The 20,068-nt window shown below is 43.1% G+C and carries 16 protein-coding genes; all 16 read right to left on the bottom strand.

Translation table 11 applies throughout. From position 1 onward, the window contains the following. Positions 1 to 15 precede the first annotated feature (15 nt). Positions 16 to 735, bottom strand: coding sequence for a trehalose operon repressor (gene treR, locus P343_RS29730; RefSeq protein ID WP_023510497.1), 720 nt, complete (start codon positions 733 to 735; stop codon positions 16 to 18). Between the two features lie 225 nt (positions 736 to 960). Beyond that, positions 961 to 2,652 carry an alpha,alpha-phosphotrehalase gene (gene treC / locus P343_RS29735; RefSeq protein WP_023510498.1) on the bottom strand — a complete coding sequence of 564 codons (1,692 nt, stop codon included), beginning with the start codon at positions 2,650 to 2,652 and terminating at the stop codon, positions 961 to 963. Between the two features lie 47 nt (positions 2,653 to 2,699). Next, positions 2,700 to 4,124 (bottom strand): PTS system trehalose-specific EIIBC component, encoded by a 1,425-nt coding sequence (gene treP, locus P343_RS29740; RefSeq protein ID WP_023510499.1) that lies wholly within the window; start codon positions 4,122 to 4,124, stop codon positions 2,700 to 2,702. 390 nt (positions 4,125 to 4,514) lie between these two features. Beyond that, positions 4,515 to 5,120: a hypothetical protein gene (locus tag P343_RS36425; protein WP_023510500.1), complete on the bottom strand. Its 606-nt coding sequence runs from the start codon at positions 5,118 to 5,120 to the stop codon at positions 4,515 to 4,517. A 61-nt stretch (positions 5,121 to 5,181) separates the two neighbouring features. After that, on the bottom strand, positions 5,182 to 6,126 hold the full coding sequence (locus tag P343_RS29750; protein ID WP_023510501.1) for a nucleoside hydrolase: 945 nt from the start codon (positions 6,124 to 6,126) through the stop codon (positions 5,182 to 5,184). Then, complete coding sequence (locus P343_RS29755; protein ID WP_023510502.1) at positions 6,123 to 7,478, bottom strand: family 4 glycosyl hydrolase; 1,356 nt, start codon at positions 7,476 to 7,478, stop codon at positions 6,123 to 6,125. Before P343_RS29755 ends, P343_RS29750 begins: the two co-directional genes overlap by 4 nt. 48 nt (positions 7,479 to 7,526) lie before the next feature. Then, a complete protein-coding gene (locus tag P343_RS29760) occupies positions 7,527 to 8,198 on the bottom strand; it encodes an ABC transporter permease (RefSeq protein ID WP_023510503.1) in 672 nt (223 codons plus the stop codon). After that, positions 8,191 to 9,213, bottom strand: coding sequence for an ABC transporter ATP-binding protein (locus P343_RS29765; RefSeq protein ID WP_023510504.1), 1,023 nt, complete (start codon positions 9,211 to 9,213; stop codon positions 8,191 to 8,193). Before P343_RS29765 ends, P343_RS29760 begins: the two co-directional genes overlap by 8 nt. A 101-nt stretch (positions 9,214 to 9,314) precedes the next feature. After that, positions 9,315 to 10,253, bottom strand: coding sequence for a glycine betaine ABC transporter substrate-binding protein (locus P343_RS29770; RefSeq protein ID WP_023510505.1), 939 nt, complete (start codon positions 10,251 to 10,253; stop codon positions 9,315 to 9,317). A 31-nt stretch (positions 10,254 to 10,284) separates the two neighbouring features. Then, positions 10,285 to 10,917: an ABC transporter permease gene (locus tag P343_RS29775; RefSeq protein ID WP_023510506.1), complete on the bottom strand. Its 633-nt coding sequence runs from the start codon at positions 10,915 to 10,917 to the stop codon at positions 10,285 to 10,287. A 243-nt stretch (positions 10,918 to 11,160) separates the two neighbouring features. Further along, a complete protein-coding gene (locus P343_RS29780) occupies positions 11,161 to 11,907 on the bottom strand; it encodes an IclR family transcriptional regulator (RefSeq protein WP_023510507.1) in 747 nt (248 codons plus the stop codon). Between the two features lie 244 nt (positions 11,908 to 12,151). Then, positions 12,152 to 13,270, bottom strand: a complete 1,119-nt coding sequence (locus tag P343_RS29785; RefSeq protein WP_023510508.1) for a DUF917 domain-containing protein — start codon at positions 13,268 to 13,270, stop codon at positions 12,152 to 12,154. Next, positions 13,263 to 14,939 (bottom strand): urocanate hydratase, encoded by a 1,677-nt coding sequence (locus tag P343_RS29790; RefSeq protein WP_201767680.1) that lies wholly within the window; start codon positions 14,937 to 14,939, stop codon positions 13,263 to 13,265. The genes P343_RS29785 and P343_RS29790 overlap by 8 nt, the downstream gene beginning before the upstream one ends. Before the next feature lie 19 nt (positions 14,940 to 14,958). Continuing rightward, positions 14,959 to 16,554 carry an HAL/PAL/TAL family ammonia-lyase gene (locus P343_RS29795; protein WP_023510510.1) on the bottom strand — a complete coding sequence of 532 codons (1,596 nt, stop codon included), beginning with the start codon at positions 16,552 to 16,554 and terminating at the stop codon, positions 14,959 to 14,961. A 232-nt stretch (positions 16,555 to 16,786) separates the two neighbouring features. After that, on the bottom strand, positions 16,787 to 19,120 hold the full coding sequence (gene rnr / locus P343_RS29800) for a ribonuclease R (protein ID WP_023510511.1): 2,334 nt from the start codon (positions 19,118 to 19,120) through the stop codon (positions 16,787 to 16,789). A 19-nt stretch (positions 19,121 to 19,139) separates the two neighbouring features. Beyond that, positions 19,140 to 19,889 carry an alpha/beta hydrolase gene (locus P343_RS29805; protein ID WP_023510512.1) on the bottom strand — a complete coding sequence of 250 codons (750 nt, stop codon included), beginning with the start codon at positions 19,887 to 19,889 and terminating at the stop codon, positions 19,140 to 19,142. Positions 19,890 to 20,068: the final 179 nt, after the last annotated feature.

Below are 20,068 nucleotides of genomic sequence, written 5' to 3' on the forward strand. Positions count from 1 at the left end.
GTTTCCTCCCACGGTTTATTGATGTTCACGACGAGCGAAATCAACAAACTTGAATTTGTCTGCACGGTGTCTTGATTCTGTATACTGGAAAAACTCAGCACTCTCCAAGTACACAAGACTGCGTACCACGACGATATGTGTATCGTGATTCATCGCCAAAAGGCGTTTGTCTTCTTCATTTGCGTGCTCAACTGTAATTTCTTTCTTTGCGAATCCGATCTTCAATTTCAGTTCATTCTCAAGATAATCATACAAAGAATGCTCGCAAATGTCCGCAGTCAGCATCGGAACAATGCTCTGAATCAAGTAATCCTTATCTAAGATCACTGCCTCACCATTTACTGAACGTGAACGGATCACTTTCCAGACAGGCTGACTTTTCTGTAGGTTCATCAGCATCTTTAGATGGTCATCAGGTTTAATCAAAACAAGTTGATGTACGGTTGTCTGCCATTTGTCTTTTGAATGCCCCGCAAGTTCCCGGAAACTCGTCAGTCCGGATACCGGAAAGTTTTGGCGACTGAGGTCCAAGACGATGGATCCCTTGCCCTGAATCTTCTGGATATACCCATTGCGCGAAAGCATTGCGAGCGCTTTTCGAATCGTTTCCCGTGATGCCTGATACTGTTCACAAAGTTCGTTTTCTGTAGGCAAAAGATCGCCGGCAGCGATCAATTGATTGTGGATTTTTTCACAGAGATCAGTATATATAGCAACAAATTTACTCTTCCCCATATTCACCGCTCCCCTTCATCGTCGCGCGTAAAAGCTACCGCAGGTGGGGTTGTTTCGGCTCCTAATCAGACATTTTCTCACTGATCATCATTAGCCGGTTTCTGCATCATTCTAATAGCAAAATAAAAGGGCGATTGTTCCGCCCTCTTATCCTTTATTTCACTATTAGTATACCAAAACACAGTTATGAAAACCTTAACAAAACGGGCAAATTGATGAACTTCCTCATTTCTTCGTGATACGGTACACAACTGATTCGTACGGACGAAGAATCAAGCTATTCAGAAGAACCGGTGAATCCTTGTAGTTGCTGATCAGCAATTCACTGTGTACTGTTGAGACATCTAATTCATCCGACACAGAAAAATGCACCGTTCGTGAGTAAAAATTGCTCACAACCAATAATTGTTCATTGTTTCCACTACGCAGATAGGCAAAGATTTCGGGATCGTTCGGGGCGAGCAACTGGAAATCGCCATTTACGATCACATCAAGCTTTTTCCGCAGACCGATCAATTTCTGATAATGATAAAAAATAGAATCTGAATCTTCAAGTGCAGCGGCGACATTAATTTCACGATAATTTCTCGCGACGGAAATCCATGGCTTTCCTTTTGAGAATCCACCATCTGACTCGGAATTCCACTGTACCGGTGTGCGGCTGTTATCACGTGATTTTTGCCGCAGAATCGCCAATATTTCGTCAACGGACTTTCCTTCTTGCTTCATCATTTCATAAGCGTTCAGTGATTCAACGTCACGGTATTCTTCAACACTGTCGAAATTAGGATTGGTCATACCGATTTCTTCACCTTGATACACATAGGGCGTTCCCTGAAGCAGATGAAGTGTGGTTGCCAACATTTTCGCTGATTCGACCCGGTAGTCGCCTTCATCACCAAACCTGGAAACAATTCTTGGCTGATCATGATTACACCAGAACAATGCGTTCCATCCACCGCCATCATGCATTCCTTTCTGCCAATGAGCTAGAACGTGTTTTAACGCAACAAGATCCAGCTTGCCAAGCGCCCATTTCTGTCCATTCGGATAGTCGACTTTCAGATGGTGAAAATTAAACACCATGCTTAATTCCTTGTACTTCGGATTGGTGTAGCGAACACAGTTGTCAATGGTCGTAGAAGACATTTCACCTACGGTAAGCGTTCCTGCCCTTTTGCTAAATACGCGTTGATTCATTTCATGCAAAAATTCATGAACGCGCGGACCATCGGTGTAAAAAGGGCGACCGTCCCCTGGTGAATTCGGATCATGATCATCCGGAAAGCGCTGATCCTTTGAGATCACATTAATGACATCCAGCCGAAAACCATCAACACCTTTATCCAGCCAGTGATTCATCATTTTATAGACATCTTCTCGAACCGCTTCGTTCTCCCAGTTAAGATCCGCCTGGCTGACATCATACAGGTGCAGATAATATTGTCCGCTTTTTTCATCATATTTCCATGCGGAACCCCCAAACTTCGACTGCCAGTTATTCGGTGCGCCTCCATCCTTTCCAGGATCCCGCCAGATGTAATAGTCACGGTAAGGACTATCCACACTGCTCTGCGCTTCCTTAAACCATCGATGCTCGGTTGATGTATGATTGACCACGATGTCCATCACAATTTTCAGATCGCGCTGATGCGCTTCTGAAAACAACCGTTCCAAATCTTCTAACGTGCCATATTCAGGCTGTACGTTATAGTAGTCACTGATGTCGTAACCGTTGTCCTTTTGCGGCGAACGGTATAACGGTGTCAGCCAAAGTACATCTACACCCAATTTTTTTAGATAATCAAGTTTCGCGATAATACCGTTAATATCCCCGATCCCGTCTCCATTCGTATCATAGAAACTTTTCGGATAGATCTGATAAACGGTCGCATTTTTCCACCAATCCTCTTGCATTGCATTCACACCCAATCTTTTATACTTTGCACCCATCTCTATTTTTGTTAGTCTTCATCAAAAGATTTCTTGCTGAACTTAGAAAAAACGTAGGTTAGAACAAACGGCAGGATCAGTACAATAAGCATGCCGATAAAGAACGGTCCCCAATATTTCGGAATGATCGACAGGAAGCCCGGCAGACCACCGATGCCGATTGACGTTGCTTTAACTCCGCACAAAGTAATGAATGCCCCGGCAATCCCCGAACTGATAATCGCCGCAAGGAACGGATAACGGAATCTCAGGTTTACCCCGAACATTGCCGGTTCCGTAATGCCCAGCCATGCGGAAATTGATGAAGTCATTGCCAAACCTTTCAATTTGGCATTGCGAGCCATGAGGAATACAGCAAAGGCTGCCGCACCCTGAGCAATATTGGACAGTGCAAGCATCGGCCAAAGAAATGTTGAACCGGTACTTCCGATCAGCTGCAGGTCAACGGCAAGGAAGATTTGATGCATTCCGGTAATAACCAACACGCCATAGAAAAAGCCGTACACCAAGCCACCGAGAATCGGAACATAATGGAACAATCCGACGATACCTGCTGTAATCCAGTTTGCCAGTTGAAGGGTTACAGGTCCGATTAGCGTGAAAGCAAGCAATCCTGTTACGAGCAATGCTACTGGCGCAACAACAAGCAATTGAATGGAATCGTAAACATGCTTCTTCAGGAAAATTTCTAATTTTGCAAGGACATAGGAGGCAACGAGAACGGGGAGAACCTGCCCTTGATAGCCTACTTTGTCAATATGCAAGCCAAACAGATCCCAAATCGGCACAGTACCTTTCGTTTGTGCTTCAGCAAGGCTGTATGCATTGAGCAATGACGGATGAACAAGTACCAAACCTAGAACAATACCAAGCAACGGATTGCCGCCGAATTTTTTTACAGCCGACCAGCCAATTAAAGCCGGCAAGAAAACGAATGATGTATTGGCAATGACCAGAATAATATCAGCGAAATCTTTCCATTGCGGATAAGCTTGAACAACTGATTTGGCAAAGAAAATACCTGGATTAGCAAGTACGTTATTAATCCCCATCAACAGACCGGCGGTAACGATGGCAGGAAGAATCGGAATAAAGATGTCCGCTAATGTCTTGATCCCTTTTTGAAGCGGATTCATTTTTTCAGCCGCTGCATCTTTCACATCTTGTTTCGTTGATTCACCGATCCCAGTCAGGCGTACAAACACATCATACACCTTGTCAACGGTTCCATTTCCAATAACAATTTGAAATTGACCATTTGCTGAAAAAAAGCCTTTGACCAAATCAATTTTATCGAGTTTTTCTTTATCTACTTTGCTTTCGTCTTTCAAAATCAGGCGAAGCCGGGTAACGCAATGTGTCGCCGCATTAATGTTCTCAGGACCGCCGATCGTATCAATGATCTGTTTTACAGATTCTTCACTAATCGCTGCCATTCAAGTCACTCCCATTTTTTCAATTTATCCTATAAGTGCGTGATCTTTATTTCTTTCTATTCGTAAACGGTTACATTAAATAATAAATAGGCACAATCCGAATCGCCTCACTAGTGCACGGCCGTTGCACCAATCAAGAATCTTCGACTGAACTGAACCTTGAATTTCATGTTTTTATTATAGCGCTTTCATTTAAATTTGTATAGTCAAATATAATGTTTTTGATGATTTGTATAGATGAATGTTTGTCCGTATTTTGAAACGAAACGTATTTCTTTTAAATTGTGCAGAACGTATCATGTTTGTGGATCTTTCATGAGAAAATTTTTACCAGCTATGTTCTTATTTTTATAATTTTCACTCAATGGATAAAAGGTTACTTCCTGCTCACTAAAATATATTTATAATTTTACAGAAAACAAGAATGAGTACCTCGATTAGGTTACAACAGAACAGTCTCAATGCTTGTGTCCAAGAACCGGTGAAACAAATGTATAAAACTATGGCAAATATAAAATCAAATAATAGCGCAAAATTTCCAGTATAAATAAAAGGTATACCTTCAGTGATTATAAACAAAATTGGTATGGAAGAAATAAATGCAGGAAACCAACCTAGTCCCTTACCATACCAAGTAATTATTGCTGAAAAAAATCCTATTACAGTTAGGCAAATCCATATTTGAATATATGATATTGGTAAAAAATGATATAAAAAATATGTGTACGTATAATAAGCGAATAACATTGACAAGAAAAAGAAAAATACGTTTATACCTGCTAATATTGGACCTAAGCTATAGCATGCGATGAGAGCAGCCAGAAAAATCCATATTCCAAAATTTGTTCCCACCTCTCCAATAATAGGCGTATTATCAAAGTATTTTGCAGCTGTTCCCATTAAAATTCCAAGAACAATGCATTTTAACAAACAGAGATATTTCTTGTTTCTATTGCTTGAGTTAGGTTTTCGAATATTGAAAAGCACATTTTTCATTTGGAGATATCCCCCTTCCACACCAAGTTACTTCATGTTCTTCCCAATTGAATTCGGTGGATCAGCGAGCTGAAGATTGATCAGCATCTCGAAATTTGTTTATTAGCCACTCCCAAAACACGTCGCAATCAATATCCACCGCAGCTTGAACATTGGGTTCTTCCCCCAGAACATGATTAAAGTCAGCGACGGTCATTCCCCTCGTAATTGTACCTTCTGTTTCAATTTCAATATGATAGTTCTTAAAAGTGATCAAATTCGGAAGAAGTATGCTCGCCAAGGCAATTGCGTCATGGAGATTCGGCGGATCGAAGCAATATTGCTCGTTTCGGCGCAGCATAAAATCGAAAATTTGCGTTGCGATGCGCGCAAACTTGTTCTCGCACGCTTTCACCTGTTCATATACGAAGAGCGGGAGCTGTGGCTTCAAGGTTACATCAAGTCCAATCATCACAAGAGGAATCCCTGACTCAAACACGATTTTGCTTGCATCTGGATCGACATAACAATTGAATTCGGAGGTTTGCGTCATATTGCCGCCCCTGAGTGCCCCACCCATGATGGTTATTCTTTTGATCAGTTTTATTAAATCCGGATGCCGCAGGATAGCTTCGGCAAGATTGGTAAGTGGTCCGACTGCTAAAAGCTCAAGCTCTCCGTTCAGAGAACTTGCGTATTGATAAATCGTATCTACGGCATCTTTCGGATAAAATAGATTCTTTGATCTTGGGAGATGTACATCACCAAGGCCTGTTGATCCATGGCTGATCGCAGTATGTAATGCTTTTTTCAACGGTTTCCTCGCGCCTACCGCGACAGGAATATCAAAACCAAGCGCACGAACGAGATTAAGTGTGTTTCTGCTCGTGAGATCAACACCGACATTTCCAGCGACTGTTGTGAACGCCTTAATATTCAAGATATCCACGCTCATCAAAGCACAAATAATCGCAATCGCATCATCAGTCCCAGTGTCAACATCCATAATAAGCGGAATTTTTTTCACAGATACGCCCTGCCTCCTAAGCTTTCCAAATCAGATGTGCAGCTGCTCCACGCTTGATGCAGAACATCCCTATTTTCTTTGATTAAATCCAATAACAAGAGCTCAGGATAGTCGCAATTGGAAACAAGCGGATCAAGATACATGGCCTGAAGTGCTTTGGAATAATCATTAGTCACCGCAGCCTCTACTGCAAGCAGGTATTCACGTCCTAAGGTGTCACACTTATAGGCGATGCCGTCCGGTAATCTTCCTATTTTTTGCGGATGCAGACCGAACCTGTCAATGAACGTCGGTAATTCAACAATGACTCCATCTGAAATATTCTCAATGTATCCTTTGTTAATCGTATTGACCATTTCCGTCGCGGTTTCACCGGTCACTAGTGATCTGATAAAATGTGTTGCCGTCTCGCCTGATCCCTCTAGAAATTTCTCGTAACCTGAATTCTTCAAGCGAACCTCATCAAACAATTGACGCAAGTTGCTTCGCCAACCATCAACTACGGTGAAATCATTGTTCTTCCATTCATAATCTTGATCATTTAGCACTCTTTCTTTAAGGAAGAAGGGAAAAAATTCACCAACATGGCGGTCACCGGGAGCCGGATAGAGCCCGTAGGTGCGAAACAGTTGAGTAGAAATCGGCTCTTCTTTGTCCATTCCGGATTGAATCAGTTTTTCTAATAATTGCGGATAGACATTGGTGCCATCAATGGTAAGGTCAGTAAACCATGTCAGGTGATTGATGCCCGCCGCCCGATACTCCAGTTTTTCCGAATCAACGTGAAATACCTCTTTGGCGATCCAGCTTGCCGTGTCGGGAGTCCCATGGCAAAGCCCGAACGATTTGATCTTCGTATATTTTTGAATGGCGAGACAAACGGCGCCTTCCGGATTTGAATAATTGATAATCCAGGCGTCTGGACATCTTTTCTCCATTTCAGCGGCAATATCTAGGACAACAGGAATCGTACGCAGCGTGCGAATGATTCCTCCTGGACCAATGGTATCTCCGACAGATTGTAGCACACCATGTTTTGTGCAGACTTCAATATCCTTCTTCCATCGCTCATATCCGCCTGTCGCAAAGGTTAGAAAAACAAAATTCGCCCCGTCCAAAGCTTCTTTATAATCCTTTTGCAAAGATACTTCAAAATTTCCCTTTGCAAATCGAACCAATTTAGTGACAGCATTTTTCGTCTCTTCCAGCAAGCTGTCATTCAAATCAACAAGCACGAGCTGTCCGCCCTCGATACTCTGTTCACCAAGAATGTCGCCAACAAGTCTCATTGTAAAGAAAGAACTTCCCGCGCCAATAAACACAAATTTTAGTTGATTCGTGCTATTAACCATTTCGCTCACCTCGGAACATCAACCTAGTCTTTTTTATGTTCTAACATCTTAATTTCTAATGGCCGTTTTTAATTCACCACGTGATTTTTTGAGCGATCGTCGTTCAAAAATGAGCAGAATCCTGTTTGCCGCCCATGATAATAGGAACGCGAGTACAGTCCCCCATACAATTTTGACTGCATAATCCATGCGAAGGCCATCAAACAAAAGCGTACCTAGGCCGCCCGCACCTATAGAAGCGGCAATGGTGGTCATGCCAATTGTTGCGATCACAGCCAGGCGAAGCCCACCAAGTAGTGAAGGAAGCGCGAGAGGTAATTGCACTTTAACAAAAAGCTGCAACTTACTTAATCCCATTCCTCGGCCAGCCTCAAGAATTGAGGCATCCACCGATTTAAAACCGGCGAGCGTATTACGAACCAAAATGAATTGCACATAGACAACAAGTACGGTCACTGCAGTAGGCATGCCTAATCCGCAAATGGGAATGAGAATTGCGAAAAAAGCAAGACTGGGAATCGCGTACAAAGCACCCAAAATAGCCAGCACAATCGATGAAAGGAGTTGCGATTGGTACAGAACAAGACTGAGCGGCACGGCAATGATGATTGAGATGGCCAAAACTGTGAGCACAATCTGAAGATGTTGGGCAACCATGATCAACAAATCATCATGATATTCCCCAAAATAGTTAAAAAAATCGGCAATTGAATTAGTCATGATCATTCACTCTCCTGATGTTCTTCTTTTGAACATCAAGCCGAACAACATTATCTTGTATTTTTTTCAGTTGAATGAACTGATCCCAAGAAATTTCGCCAATCGGTTCCTCTTGATCATCGATGACAACAAGCCGCTTCTTTCCGGTTTCAAAGAATTTTGCCAGAACGTCATCGAGAAATTTATCATTATGGATGACTCCATCTGCAAGTTTGGTAGGTTGAGTCAGTGGTTGAACAAAATTTTCGACTCTAAGCACTTTAAGTCGATTAATAATGTTCTCTGTTTCGATTAATTGCTTGACAAAATCATTGGCAGGATGGAACAAAATATTATAAGGCGTGTCAAATTGCTGGACTTCGCCCTTATCCATAATGATGATCTTGTCGCCAAGTTTAAAAGCTTCATTTATATCATGAGTGACGAACAGAATGGTTTTATTAAGTTTTTTCTGGATATTAATCAACTCATCTTGGAGGTTCTGTCTGGTGATCGCATCAATCGCCCCGAATGGCTCGTCCATGAGCATCAGCTGCGGATCAGCCGCCATCGCGCGAGCCAAACCGATTCTCTGCTGCTGACCGCCTGATAATTGCTTGGGATATCTCTTTTTATAGTGTTCATCCCCCAGACCGACAAGCTTAAGCAGTTCATCTACTCGGGCATTTATTTTCTCTTTATTCCAATGAAGAATCTTCGGAACAGTCGCGATATTTTGCTCGACAGTCATATGCGGAAACAGACCAATTTGCTGAATGACATAGCCGATCTTCCTGCGGTAATCTTCAACCTTCAATTTTTTAATATTTTCACCATAAAAGAAAATGTCGCCTGAAGTACTTTCGTAGATCCGATTCACCATTTTTAACAGCGTTGTTTTCCCAGATCCAGATGTTCCTAATATGGTCACAAAGTCTCCTTCGTTAATGGTAAGGCTGACACCAGTAACAGAATTCGTTTCAGCATGCGCAAATTTCTTTGTAATATTTACTAGTTCAAGAGCTATATTGGTCACGATTTGAACTCCTTTCATGAACTGATATCGGTCGGTAAAAAATACAGGAAAACCTCATGCCGATGGACAGAGGTTTCCGCTTAATAAGTTAATTTTGTTAATTATTTTCCCGCTGCTTTGTTTACAGATTTCTTAATTGTTTTATAGAAATTATCAGCAACATCCTTATATTCCTTTTTATCGATATCTACCGAGGCATTCAGCTTAATGATTGTTGGGTTGTCAAGTTTTGCTGATACTGCATTAAGGATCTTACCGATCTTTGGATTTTTTTTCAGGACGCTGTCTTTAATTACCGGTGCTACGTAATAAGGAGGCCAAAAATTCTTATCATCCTTAAGCACGACAAATTGCGGATCAACGAGTGAGCCTTCTGTTGTATAAGCGACTGCAAGGTCTGCCTGATTATTTTTCAGGACCTGATATTTGATTCCGTCATTATAAACCTTTTCGGATTTAAAATTAAACTTGCCATATTTCTTGTTCAGCCCGACGAGCCCATCTTCACGCTGATCAAACGATCCGTTGGATGCATACCTAATCTTGCTTGCGTTTGCCTGAAGCTGGGAAATGGTCTTGATTCCGTACTTATCCGAGGCTTTCTTTGTAATAACGAGACCTTGCGAATCGTTGATATTCGCTTGTTTCAGCCAAGTCAGATGAAATTTTTTCTGGTATTCCGAGGAGACCTTGTCATAGACCTGCTTGGCATCAAACAGCGCCGGCTCCTTTAAGATGACGGTCAATCCGGTTCCGGTATATTCGGGATAAAAATCAATATCGCCTTTAACAAGTGCGGCATGAGGACCTTGTCCGCCGATATTAAACTTTCTGTCTACTGAGTAACCATTATCTTCGAGGGCTTTTGCGTATATTTCAGCCAAAACAAGAGACTCTGTGAAATCTTTGGAACCAACCACGACTTTAGGTGACGAACCTTGACCTTGCTTGGAGCAGCCTGACGCCACTGCGAGTGAAGCGAATACGACAACGATTAGCAATGAAAAACTCAACAATGATTTAAAGATATTCTTTGACATAATTACTCTCCCTTTTTTTCACTATGTTTTGTCATATAAATTTCGTTAATCTCTTTTGAGTGATTGATAAGATCACATCTGTAATTATCGAAAGAATGGCGACGGACAGCCCTCCGACAAGTAAAATCGCGGTGCTGGGCAAACTCAGTCCGATAATGATTAAATCGCCAAGGCCACCGGAACCAATATAAGCAGCCAATGTTGCGCTTGCAATCACTTCAACCGCAGCTGTCCGGATCCCTGTGATGATCATTGGAAACGCAAGTGGAAATTCAATGGTAAATAAAATTCTCTGCTTACTCATTCCCATTCCTTTCGCAGCCTCGATCACGGAAGGATTGATCCCTGTAAAACCGATACACGTATTGATAAGAATAGCCGGAAACGCAAGAAAAGTTAAAGCGATCACTGCTGGAACAAGACCGGTACCAAGAACAGGCATTAATACGATCAGAACAGCAAGACTTGGAATAAGACGCAGCAAGTTAAAAAGACCAAGAATGGATTCAGATAGTTTCACATACTTTGCACAAACCACACCAAAAGGAATAGCGATCACAATACCGATCAGCATAACGATCAGGCTGATCCCAATATGCGTCAACAACGCATTCAGATACACGTTGAAGTTCTTTGACAAATAATCAAGCATAAGATGTATCAATGAAAATCACCCCCTTTTGTACTAAATTTTTTGACGATCGCTATTCTCTGAGTAAGATGAAACATCGTCTGAATCCCCAAAAATTAAATTCATAAGTTCGCAAACAGGTCCAGAAGTTCATTTTATGTATCTCCTCCTTCAAAAATTAAGTGTATTTCTAGATGCTCGCTTTAATTTTTGTAAATTAAAAATCTCTTATCCTTTAACTCATTCATGATTAGAATAATGAAGCCTGGGCTGTCCTTAACTTAATGTTGTAGAAAAGGATAGACTTGAAGAAATCCTCTTTGCCGTCTTGATGACATGCGGAACTATTGCTGATAACTTTTCATCCTTTATCCGATCTCCCGGTCCGGCAACGGTAACACTCGCAATGACATGGTTCGCCTGATCGAATATAGGCGCGGCGATACCGATAATTCCCGGATCGACCTCACTAGACGTTTCGCTGAACCCTTTTTCGCGAATCACCTGTAACTCCTCTAGAAAATCATCGACTAAGTCCGTTTCAATGGTATGAATAACCTGGTTAATAATTTTACTCGTCTCAAACGCCAGAATCGCTTTCCCGGATGCTCCGTTTTGAATGGGGAACGTCTTACCGTCCTCTACCACAAATCGAACGAGATGTTGACCCGCGACACTTTTTACACAGATCACATTTGTTCCTGTCCGTACAAACAAAACAACTGTTTCTTTTGTTTCTTCACTAAGCTGTTCCATTAATGGCGCGGCACTAGATTTCAATCGATTTCTGAATTGACTGTTCAAACTCTTTGCCAATTCAAGAATCCTTAAACCGAGCCCAATTTGTCCCTGCCCTTTTCTTTCGACAAGGCCATTTCTTTCTAATGTCTGAATCAATCGATAAACACTGCTTTCCGGAATTGATATTCTTTGAGCGATTTCTGCGATCGTTTGCGTTTCGCCATCATCTCCAAGCGCAAATAGAATGTCCAATGCTCGCTCTAGAGATTGCGTGCCTTTCATTGATACTCCTCATTTCATAAATGTACTTAGCATACTTTTCATTATGCTGAATTCATTAATTGGATTCATAGACAACGCACTTAGTTGTTGAATCATGTACATTGCCTGGCGAAAAATTGATATGTTTCCTCGCCCCCGAACATTAGTTCTATACATATTGATTATAGAACTAATGTTCCTTATTTAGCAAATACCAACATAGCATTCTTCTAAATAACCTACTAATGAATATTGCTGATCATCTTTAGCTAGGATTTGCTGTTTGCTTTGCCTTACCAAATGCGACATCGTACAACTGGATGCCTAATGCTTCTTCCACTTCCGGATAAACTGTTGGGTCTTTTACACTTGAGCTGAGTGGAACATTCGACTTATCAATCTTGAAGACAGCGACATCTGCGCCCTCCTCAATTTCGTTTGTACTTAACGGTTTGCCCGTTTGTGTAGAAAAAGCTGCGATCACATCCGGAAAAGTAGACAAACGCTCCCCATGTCCATTCTCGATCGCCATAAATTCATTCATGACGTGAAGAATCAGTTTTTCGTTCTCTGCTGCGACTTCGATAGTGCCGATATCAAAGGCTTCATCCGTATATTTGACGTTTTTTCTATTGACTTTTCCCCTACCAATAAATTCGCCTTTTGTTTGTCTTGCAATAGCCTTAAATACTGCTTCCGGCCCTTCAGGTTCGGCATTAATAATCGCATTCCCCAGTTCAATTGCTAAAGTGATGCCCCCAATAGCGGCATTCTTCTTAATATAACCAGCAGTCAGCGGATGGCGTGCTGCTGCGATAAATCCACCGGAGAGATCAGAAGCAATTCTCAATATTTTTGACGTTTTTGCGGATGTACCTTCAACAACTAATTCCATATAGTTGCCCTTTTCCGGTTTCCCGCCGGCTACTGCTTGAATGGTGTGATAGTTGATGTCATTTGCAACTCCAAGCGCACCCATTTTTCCTGTAGGATGTGCGCGGATATCTCCAGTCGCATCCACAACGACCAAACCAAGCGCCGCTGAAGGCAGCCATCCATTTGTCGAACTCGACTTTCCGTTCTGCGGTGTCATCACGCCGACAATTTTTCCATCATATTTTTCGATGACGAGCTGAACCGCCTTAATGTAATCCTTCCCAAGCATTTGCCAGTCTGTTGTTCCAGCAGGTGCGCCGATTGCTGTACATGTTAGAATAATTGCATCATCGGGCAGCTCATCAACCGAAACAAGCTTCACTCGATCTAATGTTAGCGCGGCATTGCCCATTTCAATGCCATGTTCATAAAATCCTCCTCCGCCGCTCGCAAATACAGCGCCTCCTTTGCATGCTGCAAGGACATCTCTTCTTGTTAATTCACGCATGTTTCTCTACCCCCTGATAATTATTGGTTTCAATACGATGAATCCCTTTCTGATGAACCTCGTCCAATGCTTCCTCGTAGCCTGCATCTGCATAACGAAGTACACCGAGCGTCGTGTCATTGTCCAAAGTACATTTAAGCCTTTTACCGGCTGCTTCGGTTCCATCGGCTACCAGCGTGACTCCGGCGCTTTGCATGTAACCCGTGTATCCACCGCCGCCAGAATGAATGGCGACTAAATCAGCCATTGATGAGCAATTCGTCATTGCATTTAATAACGGCCAGTCTGTCACGGCGTCGCTGCCATCTTTCATGCGTTCCGTCATAATATTAGGATGGGTCATCGCGCCAGCATCCAAATGGTCACGAGTGAAAGCAATCGGTCCCTTTAATAAACCATCCGCGACCATCTGATTCACAGCCAATGCCAAACGTGTTCGTTCCCCATGACCGAGCCAGCCGATTCTTGCCGGCAGGCCTTGAAACGGGACGTACTTATGAGCAAGCCGAATCCAATTGACCACAATTTCATTTTCCGCAAACTCTTTCAAAATATATTTGTCAATCAGATTAATGTCTTCTGCTTCTCCCGATAATGCAATCCAGCGAAAAGGTCCGATCGCTCGTGAAAACAATGGCCGCAGGAAAGCTTCAGTAAAAATATCAATGTCAAAGGCATCATTAACACCATATTTGAAAGCCTGGGTACGAATGTTGTTTCCATTGTCAAAGACAATGGAACCTTTTCTTTTAAATTGAAGCATCGCGCTCACTTCAGCAGCGATTGATTGCCCTGCATCATTTGCCAATCGTTCCGGATCGCTTTGACGCACTGTCTCAACATCAGTCAACCGGTAACCCGCCGGTATATAGCCATAGATAAGGTCATGCGCTGCAGTCTGATCAGAGACAATGTCCGGAATAATGTCCCGTTTCAAGATTTCAGGATAAATTTCAGCCGCATTTCCAATCAGGCCAACGGACACACTTTGTTTGTTCTCAGTTGCTTCCTGTATCCAACGCAAAGCCACATCAAGTTCTGCTGTTTTTCTTTGCAGATAACCGCTTTTTATTCTCTTATCGATGTGCTCCTCGTTCACATCGACACAAAGAATCGCTGCTCCAGCCATCACTCCTGCTAACGGTTGGGAGCTTCCCATCCCACCTAAACCAGCTGTTAAAATAAAGCGACCACTTAAATCAGAATGAAAATACTTACGAGCAATCGTCTGGAAAATCTCATAGGTTCCTTGAATGACGCCCTGGGATCCAATATACTGCCAGTCGCCTGCAGTCAGCCCTCCCCAGCAGATCAATCCTTTTTTTTGTAATTCATAAAAATGATCACTTTTTGCCCACTGCCCGACAAGATTGCCATTCGCCATGATCACAAGCGGTGCGTTCGTATGGGTTTTAATTATTCCAATCGGCTTTCCAGACTGTATGATCAACGTTTCATCTTCTTCTAAATCTTTAAGCGTTGCGACAATCGCGTGATAGGACGGCCAGTTTCGCGCTGCCTTTCCAAGCGCGCCGTAAACCACCAAATTCTCCTGATCTTCCGCATTTTCCAAAACATTTTCCAGCAAACGGAGCAGTGCTTCTTGCCGCCAGCTTTTGCAGCGAAGGTCAGCTCCTCTTTGCGCCTTAATCTGTTCCATCTTTAAGATCTCCTTCATAAAAATGTGATTACTCTTTTTGCCTGATTGCTTTTTCAGCGTTTCTGAGGATCTCTTTGCTTTTAACGATCCGAAACGCTTTTTCAATATCTAGAGACAAATCTCTGTCTTTATCGAGAAAACCGATCGACCGCCTGATTGTTTCGTAGACTTCTCTTGTTCCAATACCGAGATGAATATGTTCGCGAAGATCTATAGCCTGCGCTGCATGGATCGCCTCGATTCCAAGAATGTAATATAGGTTATCAATAATTAAGCGCGCTTTTTCGAGAGCGTAGACAGAATTTGTCGCGTGATCCTCAATATCGCCTTCAAGTGGAAAGAAGTCCATAGAGACTGGCTGGCAAAGATGCCTGATCTCCGCATCAAGTGCCGCGAATGTTTTCTGTATGGTCGCAAACCCGATAATCGATGAATCTCTTGGAACAAGGAAACGTGTCAATCCAGTAAAATCGGGAGAACTGAGTTTTATAATTCGGTAACAAGCAATCTTCGATAAATGAGCCAGTACAATACTCAACATTTCAATTCCAGAAACTAACGTGGTGATCTCATAATTAGCACTTGATACAATCTTTTTTTCATCGAGAAGTATGGAAGGGTTATCTTCAGACGCGTTCATACAAATGGTCAAATTCTCTCTTACATAATCCAACGCATCCCTAACCGATCCATGCACGCTGAAAGCTCCCCTGAAACTCAGTGGATCCTGAAGATGCTTTCTTGCATGACCATCCCATAAATAGCTGTTTCTGAGACAATCACGAACGAACGCTGCACTTCTTTTCTGGCCAGAAAGTTTCTTCGCATCAACTACTTTTTCAAATAATGGCGACACATTTCCGTCTAATCCTTCTAAGGACAAAGCGTAAATCAGATCAGCTGAATCCACCAACTGGTCAAGTTCATGAACAAGGAGAGCCGCCTTTCCTAACGCAAATGCATTAGAACTGACAATAGCCAGCCCATCTTTAGGTCCTAAAGTAGCCGGTTGCAGCCCCGCTTGTTCCAGCGCATCTTTCGCAGGCATACGGTGCCGTTTATAATAAGCCATTCCTTCGCCAATCATCGTCATGCCAATTGAAGAGAGCTGTCCGAGATCCGCCGCTCCAACAGATCCTCTTTCAAGCATGACAGGACGAATTCCTCTATTTAGAAATTCCTTATATAAAAAAACAATATGAACCTGGATCCCTGTATACCCTTGCAGCAGCGAATTCAATCGTATTAACATGGTCGCGCGAACCTGCTCTTCGGAAGCTTCTGTGCCAATAGCAATGCTGTGAGACAAGATCAGATTGTGATTAAATTTTTCATAATGATTGGCGTGTACGACTCTGTCTTTGTTAAGGCCGACACCGCGATTAAAGCCATATGTGGGAAAATTGGCATCTGCCTGGTCGTTCACAAATTTTCTAGCAGCCTGAATCCTCTGGAGCGCTTCATCTGCGATCTCGACTTTTGTCATCTTTCGCGCAACAGCAATTACTTGCTCTATGGACAGATCATTTCCGTTCAATACAATTTTGGTTTCCTTTGTGGGTTCCTTTCTTTTCTTACCAATGTCATTTGACTGAACGTAATATTGCGCATCCTGACTCATCATAAGATTCCTCCTTTCAGGGTTATAGCATTAAATTGATATTATTCTTATATAATTACTTGGTTATTAGCTTAAAAAAATATCACTATATGATAAATAGTGGTTACTTTTCCATTTGCTTTTGATAATTTGTTTAAAAGCAATTATAGCCTGATTTAACTATTTGTCAATATAGTTTTTTTCAAAAAAAATAGCGAAGAGAATGGGATGCATTCTCTTCGCTGCAACTCTTTAATTATTTGCTTCTTCCCTTGTTTTTTGCGAAGGTATTACTATTGCCGCCACGGCTGCCACCATTGTGGCTACCCCGATTGCCATTTCGCGAATCGGAACGTCTTCCGTTTTTATCACCGAAGCGTTTCTTTTGGTCACCATTACCAGGACCAGTCTTGCCTTGGATTATGGTCGGTCTTGATTTACGTTGACGCGGCTTTTGCGGCTTCATACCGACAACTTCAAAATCAACAGCGTGTTCCTCAAGGTTGACGGCCAGTACACGCACTTCAATCTCATCGCCGATTCGGTACAAATGCCCGGTTCGCTCACCAACCAGCGCCATATTCTCTTCACTGAAGTGATAGTAATCATCCGTCAGATAGCTAATATGGACAAGGCCTTCAATTGTATTCGGCAATTCAACAAACAAGCCGAAATTTGTTACACCGCTGACCACACCGTTGAACGTTTCACCGACTTTATCCTGCATGTATTCAGCCTTTTTCAGATCATCCGTATCTCGTTCCGCTTCCACAGCGCGCTGTTCACACTCAGAAGTATGCTTGGCAATTTCCGGCATCTCTGCTTTCCAGAACGCCTGCGTCTTCGGATCGGTTTTCTTCTCAAACAAGAATTTCCGCAAAAGGCGATGTACCGTTAAATCCGGGTAACGTCGGATCGGCGAGGTGAAGTGCGTGTAATATTCGGTCGACAAGCCGAAGTGGCCCAAGCATTTATCATCATACTTCGCTTTCGCCATCGACCGCAGCATCACCGTGCTGATGACCGCTTCTTCAGGCTGTCCTTTCGCCTTTTCCAGCAAGGACTGGAGCGTGCGCGGATGGACATTGTCCGGAGAACCATGCAGCACATAGCCGAAATTCACAACAAAATCAAAGAACTTTTCCAGTCTTTCCGGATTCGGTTCTTCATGGACACGATAGATAAATGGTAAATGCAGCTTATCCACATGTTCAGCGACGGTCTCATTTGCTGCAAGCATGAAGGATTCAATCAGCCGCTCGGCAACTGTCCGTTCACGTACAACAACATCAACCGGTTTTCCTTGTTCATCAACGATGATTTTCGCTTCAGTGAAGTCGAAATCGATTGCACCGCGCTCCTGGCGATGTTTTTCAAGAATTTCAGCGAGTTCGGCCATCAGGTCAAAGAACGGAATCATATCATGATAGCGTTCCAGAACTTCTTCATCTTCGCGCTTCAAGATCTTACGCACATTATTGTATGTCATACGTTCCGTTGATCGAATTACACTTGGAAAAATGTCATGACCAACAACAGCCCCTTGTGGATTGATTTCCATCTCACAGCTGAGGGTTAGCCGGTCGACATGCGGATTCAAGCTGCAAATCCCATTTGACAGACGATGCGGGATCATCGGGATAACGCGGTCCACCAGATATACGCTCGTCCCTCTTTCATAGGCTTCGGCATTAAGCGACGAGCCTTCAGTCACATAATAGCTGACATCGGCAATATGTACACCTAGCTTGTAATTGCCGTTTTCCAGCTTTGATACGGTTACTGCGTCATCCAAGTCCTTGGAGTCCTCACCGTCAATGGTGACAATCGTTTCTCCACGCAAATCGCGGCGGCCTTCATAATCTTTCTCCGTCAATTCATCCGGAATCGCCTCAGCTTCCGACAGCACTTCTGGCGGGTATTCAAGAGGCAGATCATGTTTGTAAATGATCGATAAAATATCAATACCCGGATCATTCTTATGACCAAGAATCTGCGTGATCATGCCCTCAGCATTCTTGCGGCCTTCCGGATACTTTGTAATCTCTGCGACAACCTTGTGCCCTTCCATCGCACCATGTTCGGCATTTTCCGGAATGAAGATATCACCATTTATTTTGTTGTCATCAGGTATGACAAAACCGAAATGGCGTCCGGCATTGAACGTGCCGACCACTTTGGTAATCGCGCGTTCAAGGATACGGATTACAGTGCCTTCAGGACGCTCGCCCGTTGATTTGTGTGACACACGAATCACGACGGTATCGCCATTCATCGCACCTGCAAGATCGTTCGGACCGACAAACACATCGTCCAGTTTTTCATCCTCCGGGATGATAAAAGCAAAGCCCTTGGCATGCGCCTGTACTCTACCTGTCATTAAACTCATTTTTTCCGGAAGTCCAAAACGATCGGCCCGGGTACGGATCACGAGTCCCTTTTCTTCCAATTCATTCAATAATTTTACAAAATCAGCGAAATCCTCTGATTGAGTTGCCTGAAATTCTGCCTCAAGCTCTTTCAATGTCATCGGCCGGTAAGTTTCTTCCCGCATATAATTCAGGATTTTCTGAATGCGCTCTTCCGCCATGTAGTAAACCTCCCTGTCTTTAGGAAACAGACCAATCCAGGCTTTCAAGAAACGCATAGATATCCTGGTGCAGCTGTGCTTTTTCTGTTCCTATCGTAATCACATGTGTTGAATTTTCATACCATTTTAGTTGTTTGTCCGCGGACTGAATGGTGTCATAAATGAACTGCGCACTTTCCGGTTCAAGCATTTCATCCTTTCGCGCTTGAACGATAAGAGCGGGTACCGTGATCTTTTCGCTGTTTACCCGTACCTCATCGATCAGCGTGCTTAACTGCTCGAGAACTTTTGGAATTTTCTTTTCAAACGCATTCAGTTCGGCGGCAATTGTCTCTTCACTTTTTCCTTGATACTGCTTATAATTTCGTGCATAGTTCAGCGTTCCGGCAAAAATTCGTCCCTGCGTGTCAACATAAGCCGGCGCGCACATCGGAACAATACCCTTCACTAAAAAAGTGTATCCACATTTAAGGGAAAATACCCCGCCTAACGAAAGGCCGCAGACCGCAATTTCAGACTGGCCATGCTGGTGCAGAAAGTCAATAGCTTGACGGACGTCCCGCCACCAATCATCCGGGCTTGTCTGAAGCAATGCCTCAGGCTCCCCGCCGTGACCGGAATAAATCGGTCCGTAACACGTATACCCGCGTTGGTGCAAGTAGCGGCCAAGCTGCCGGACATCAATTGAATTTCCCGTAAAGCCGTGAAGAAGCAGTACAGAACGTGATCCGGATTCAAGGAAAAATGGTTTCGGTGGTCTGATTTCCATCCTTCCCTCATCCTCCAATTAAAGTCATCCAATTTTTGCCGTTGAAAAGGCATCTTCTTCCAAATACATTATACGCTATATCTTCTGTTAGGTCTAAAGGAAACAAGAAGTTTAAAGGCAGTCACCAGTATGGATTTCCATAGGATATGATGACTTTAATGTCCTCTATGTGTCAAGGT

It is taken from the genome of Sporolactobacillus laevolacticus DSM 442, from assembly GCF_000497245.1.
Taxonomy (GTDB): domain Bacteria; phylum Bacillota; class Bacilli; order Bacillales; family Sporolactobacillaceae; genus Sporolactobacillus; species Sporolactobacillus laevolacticus.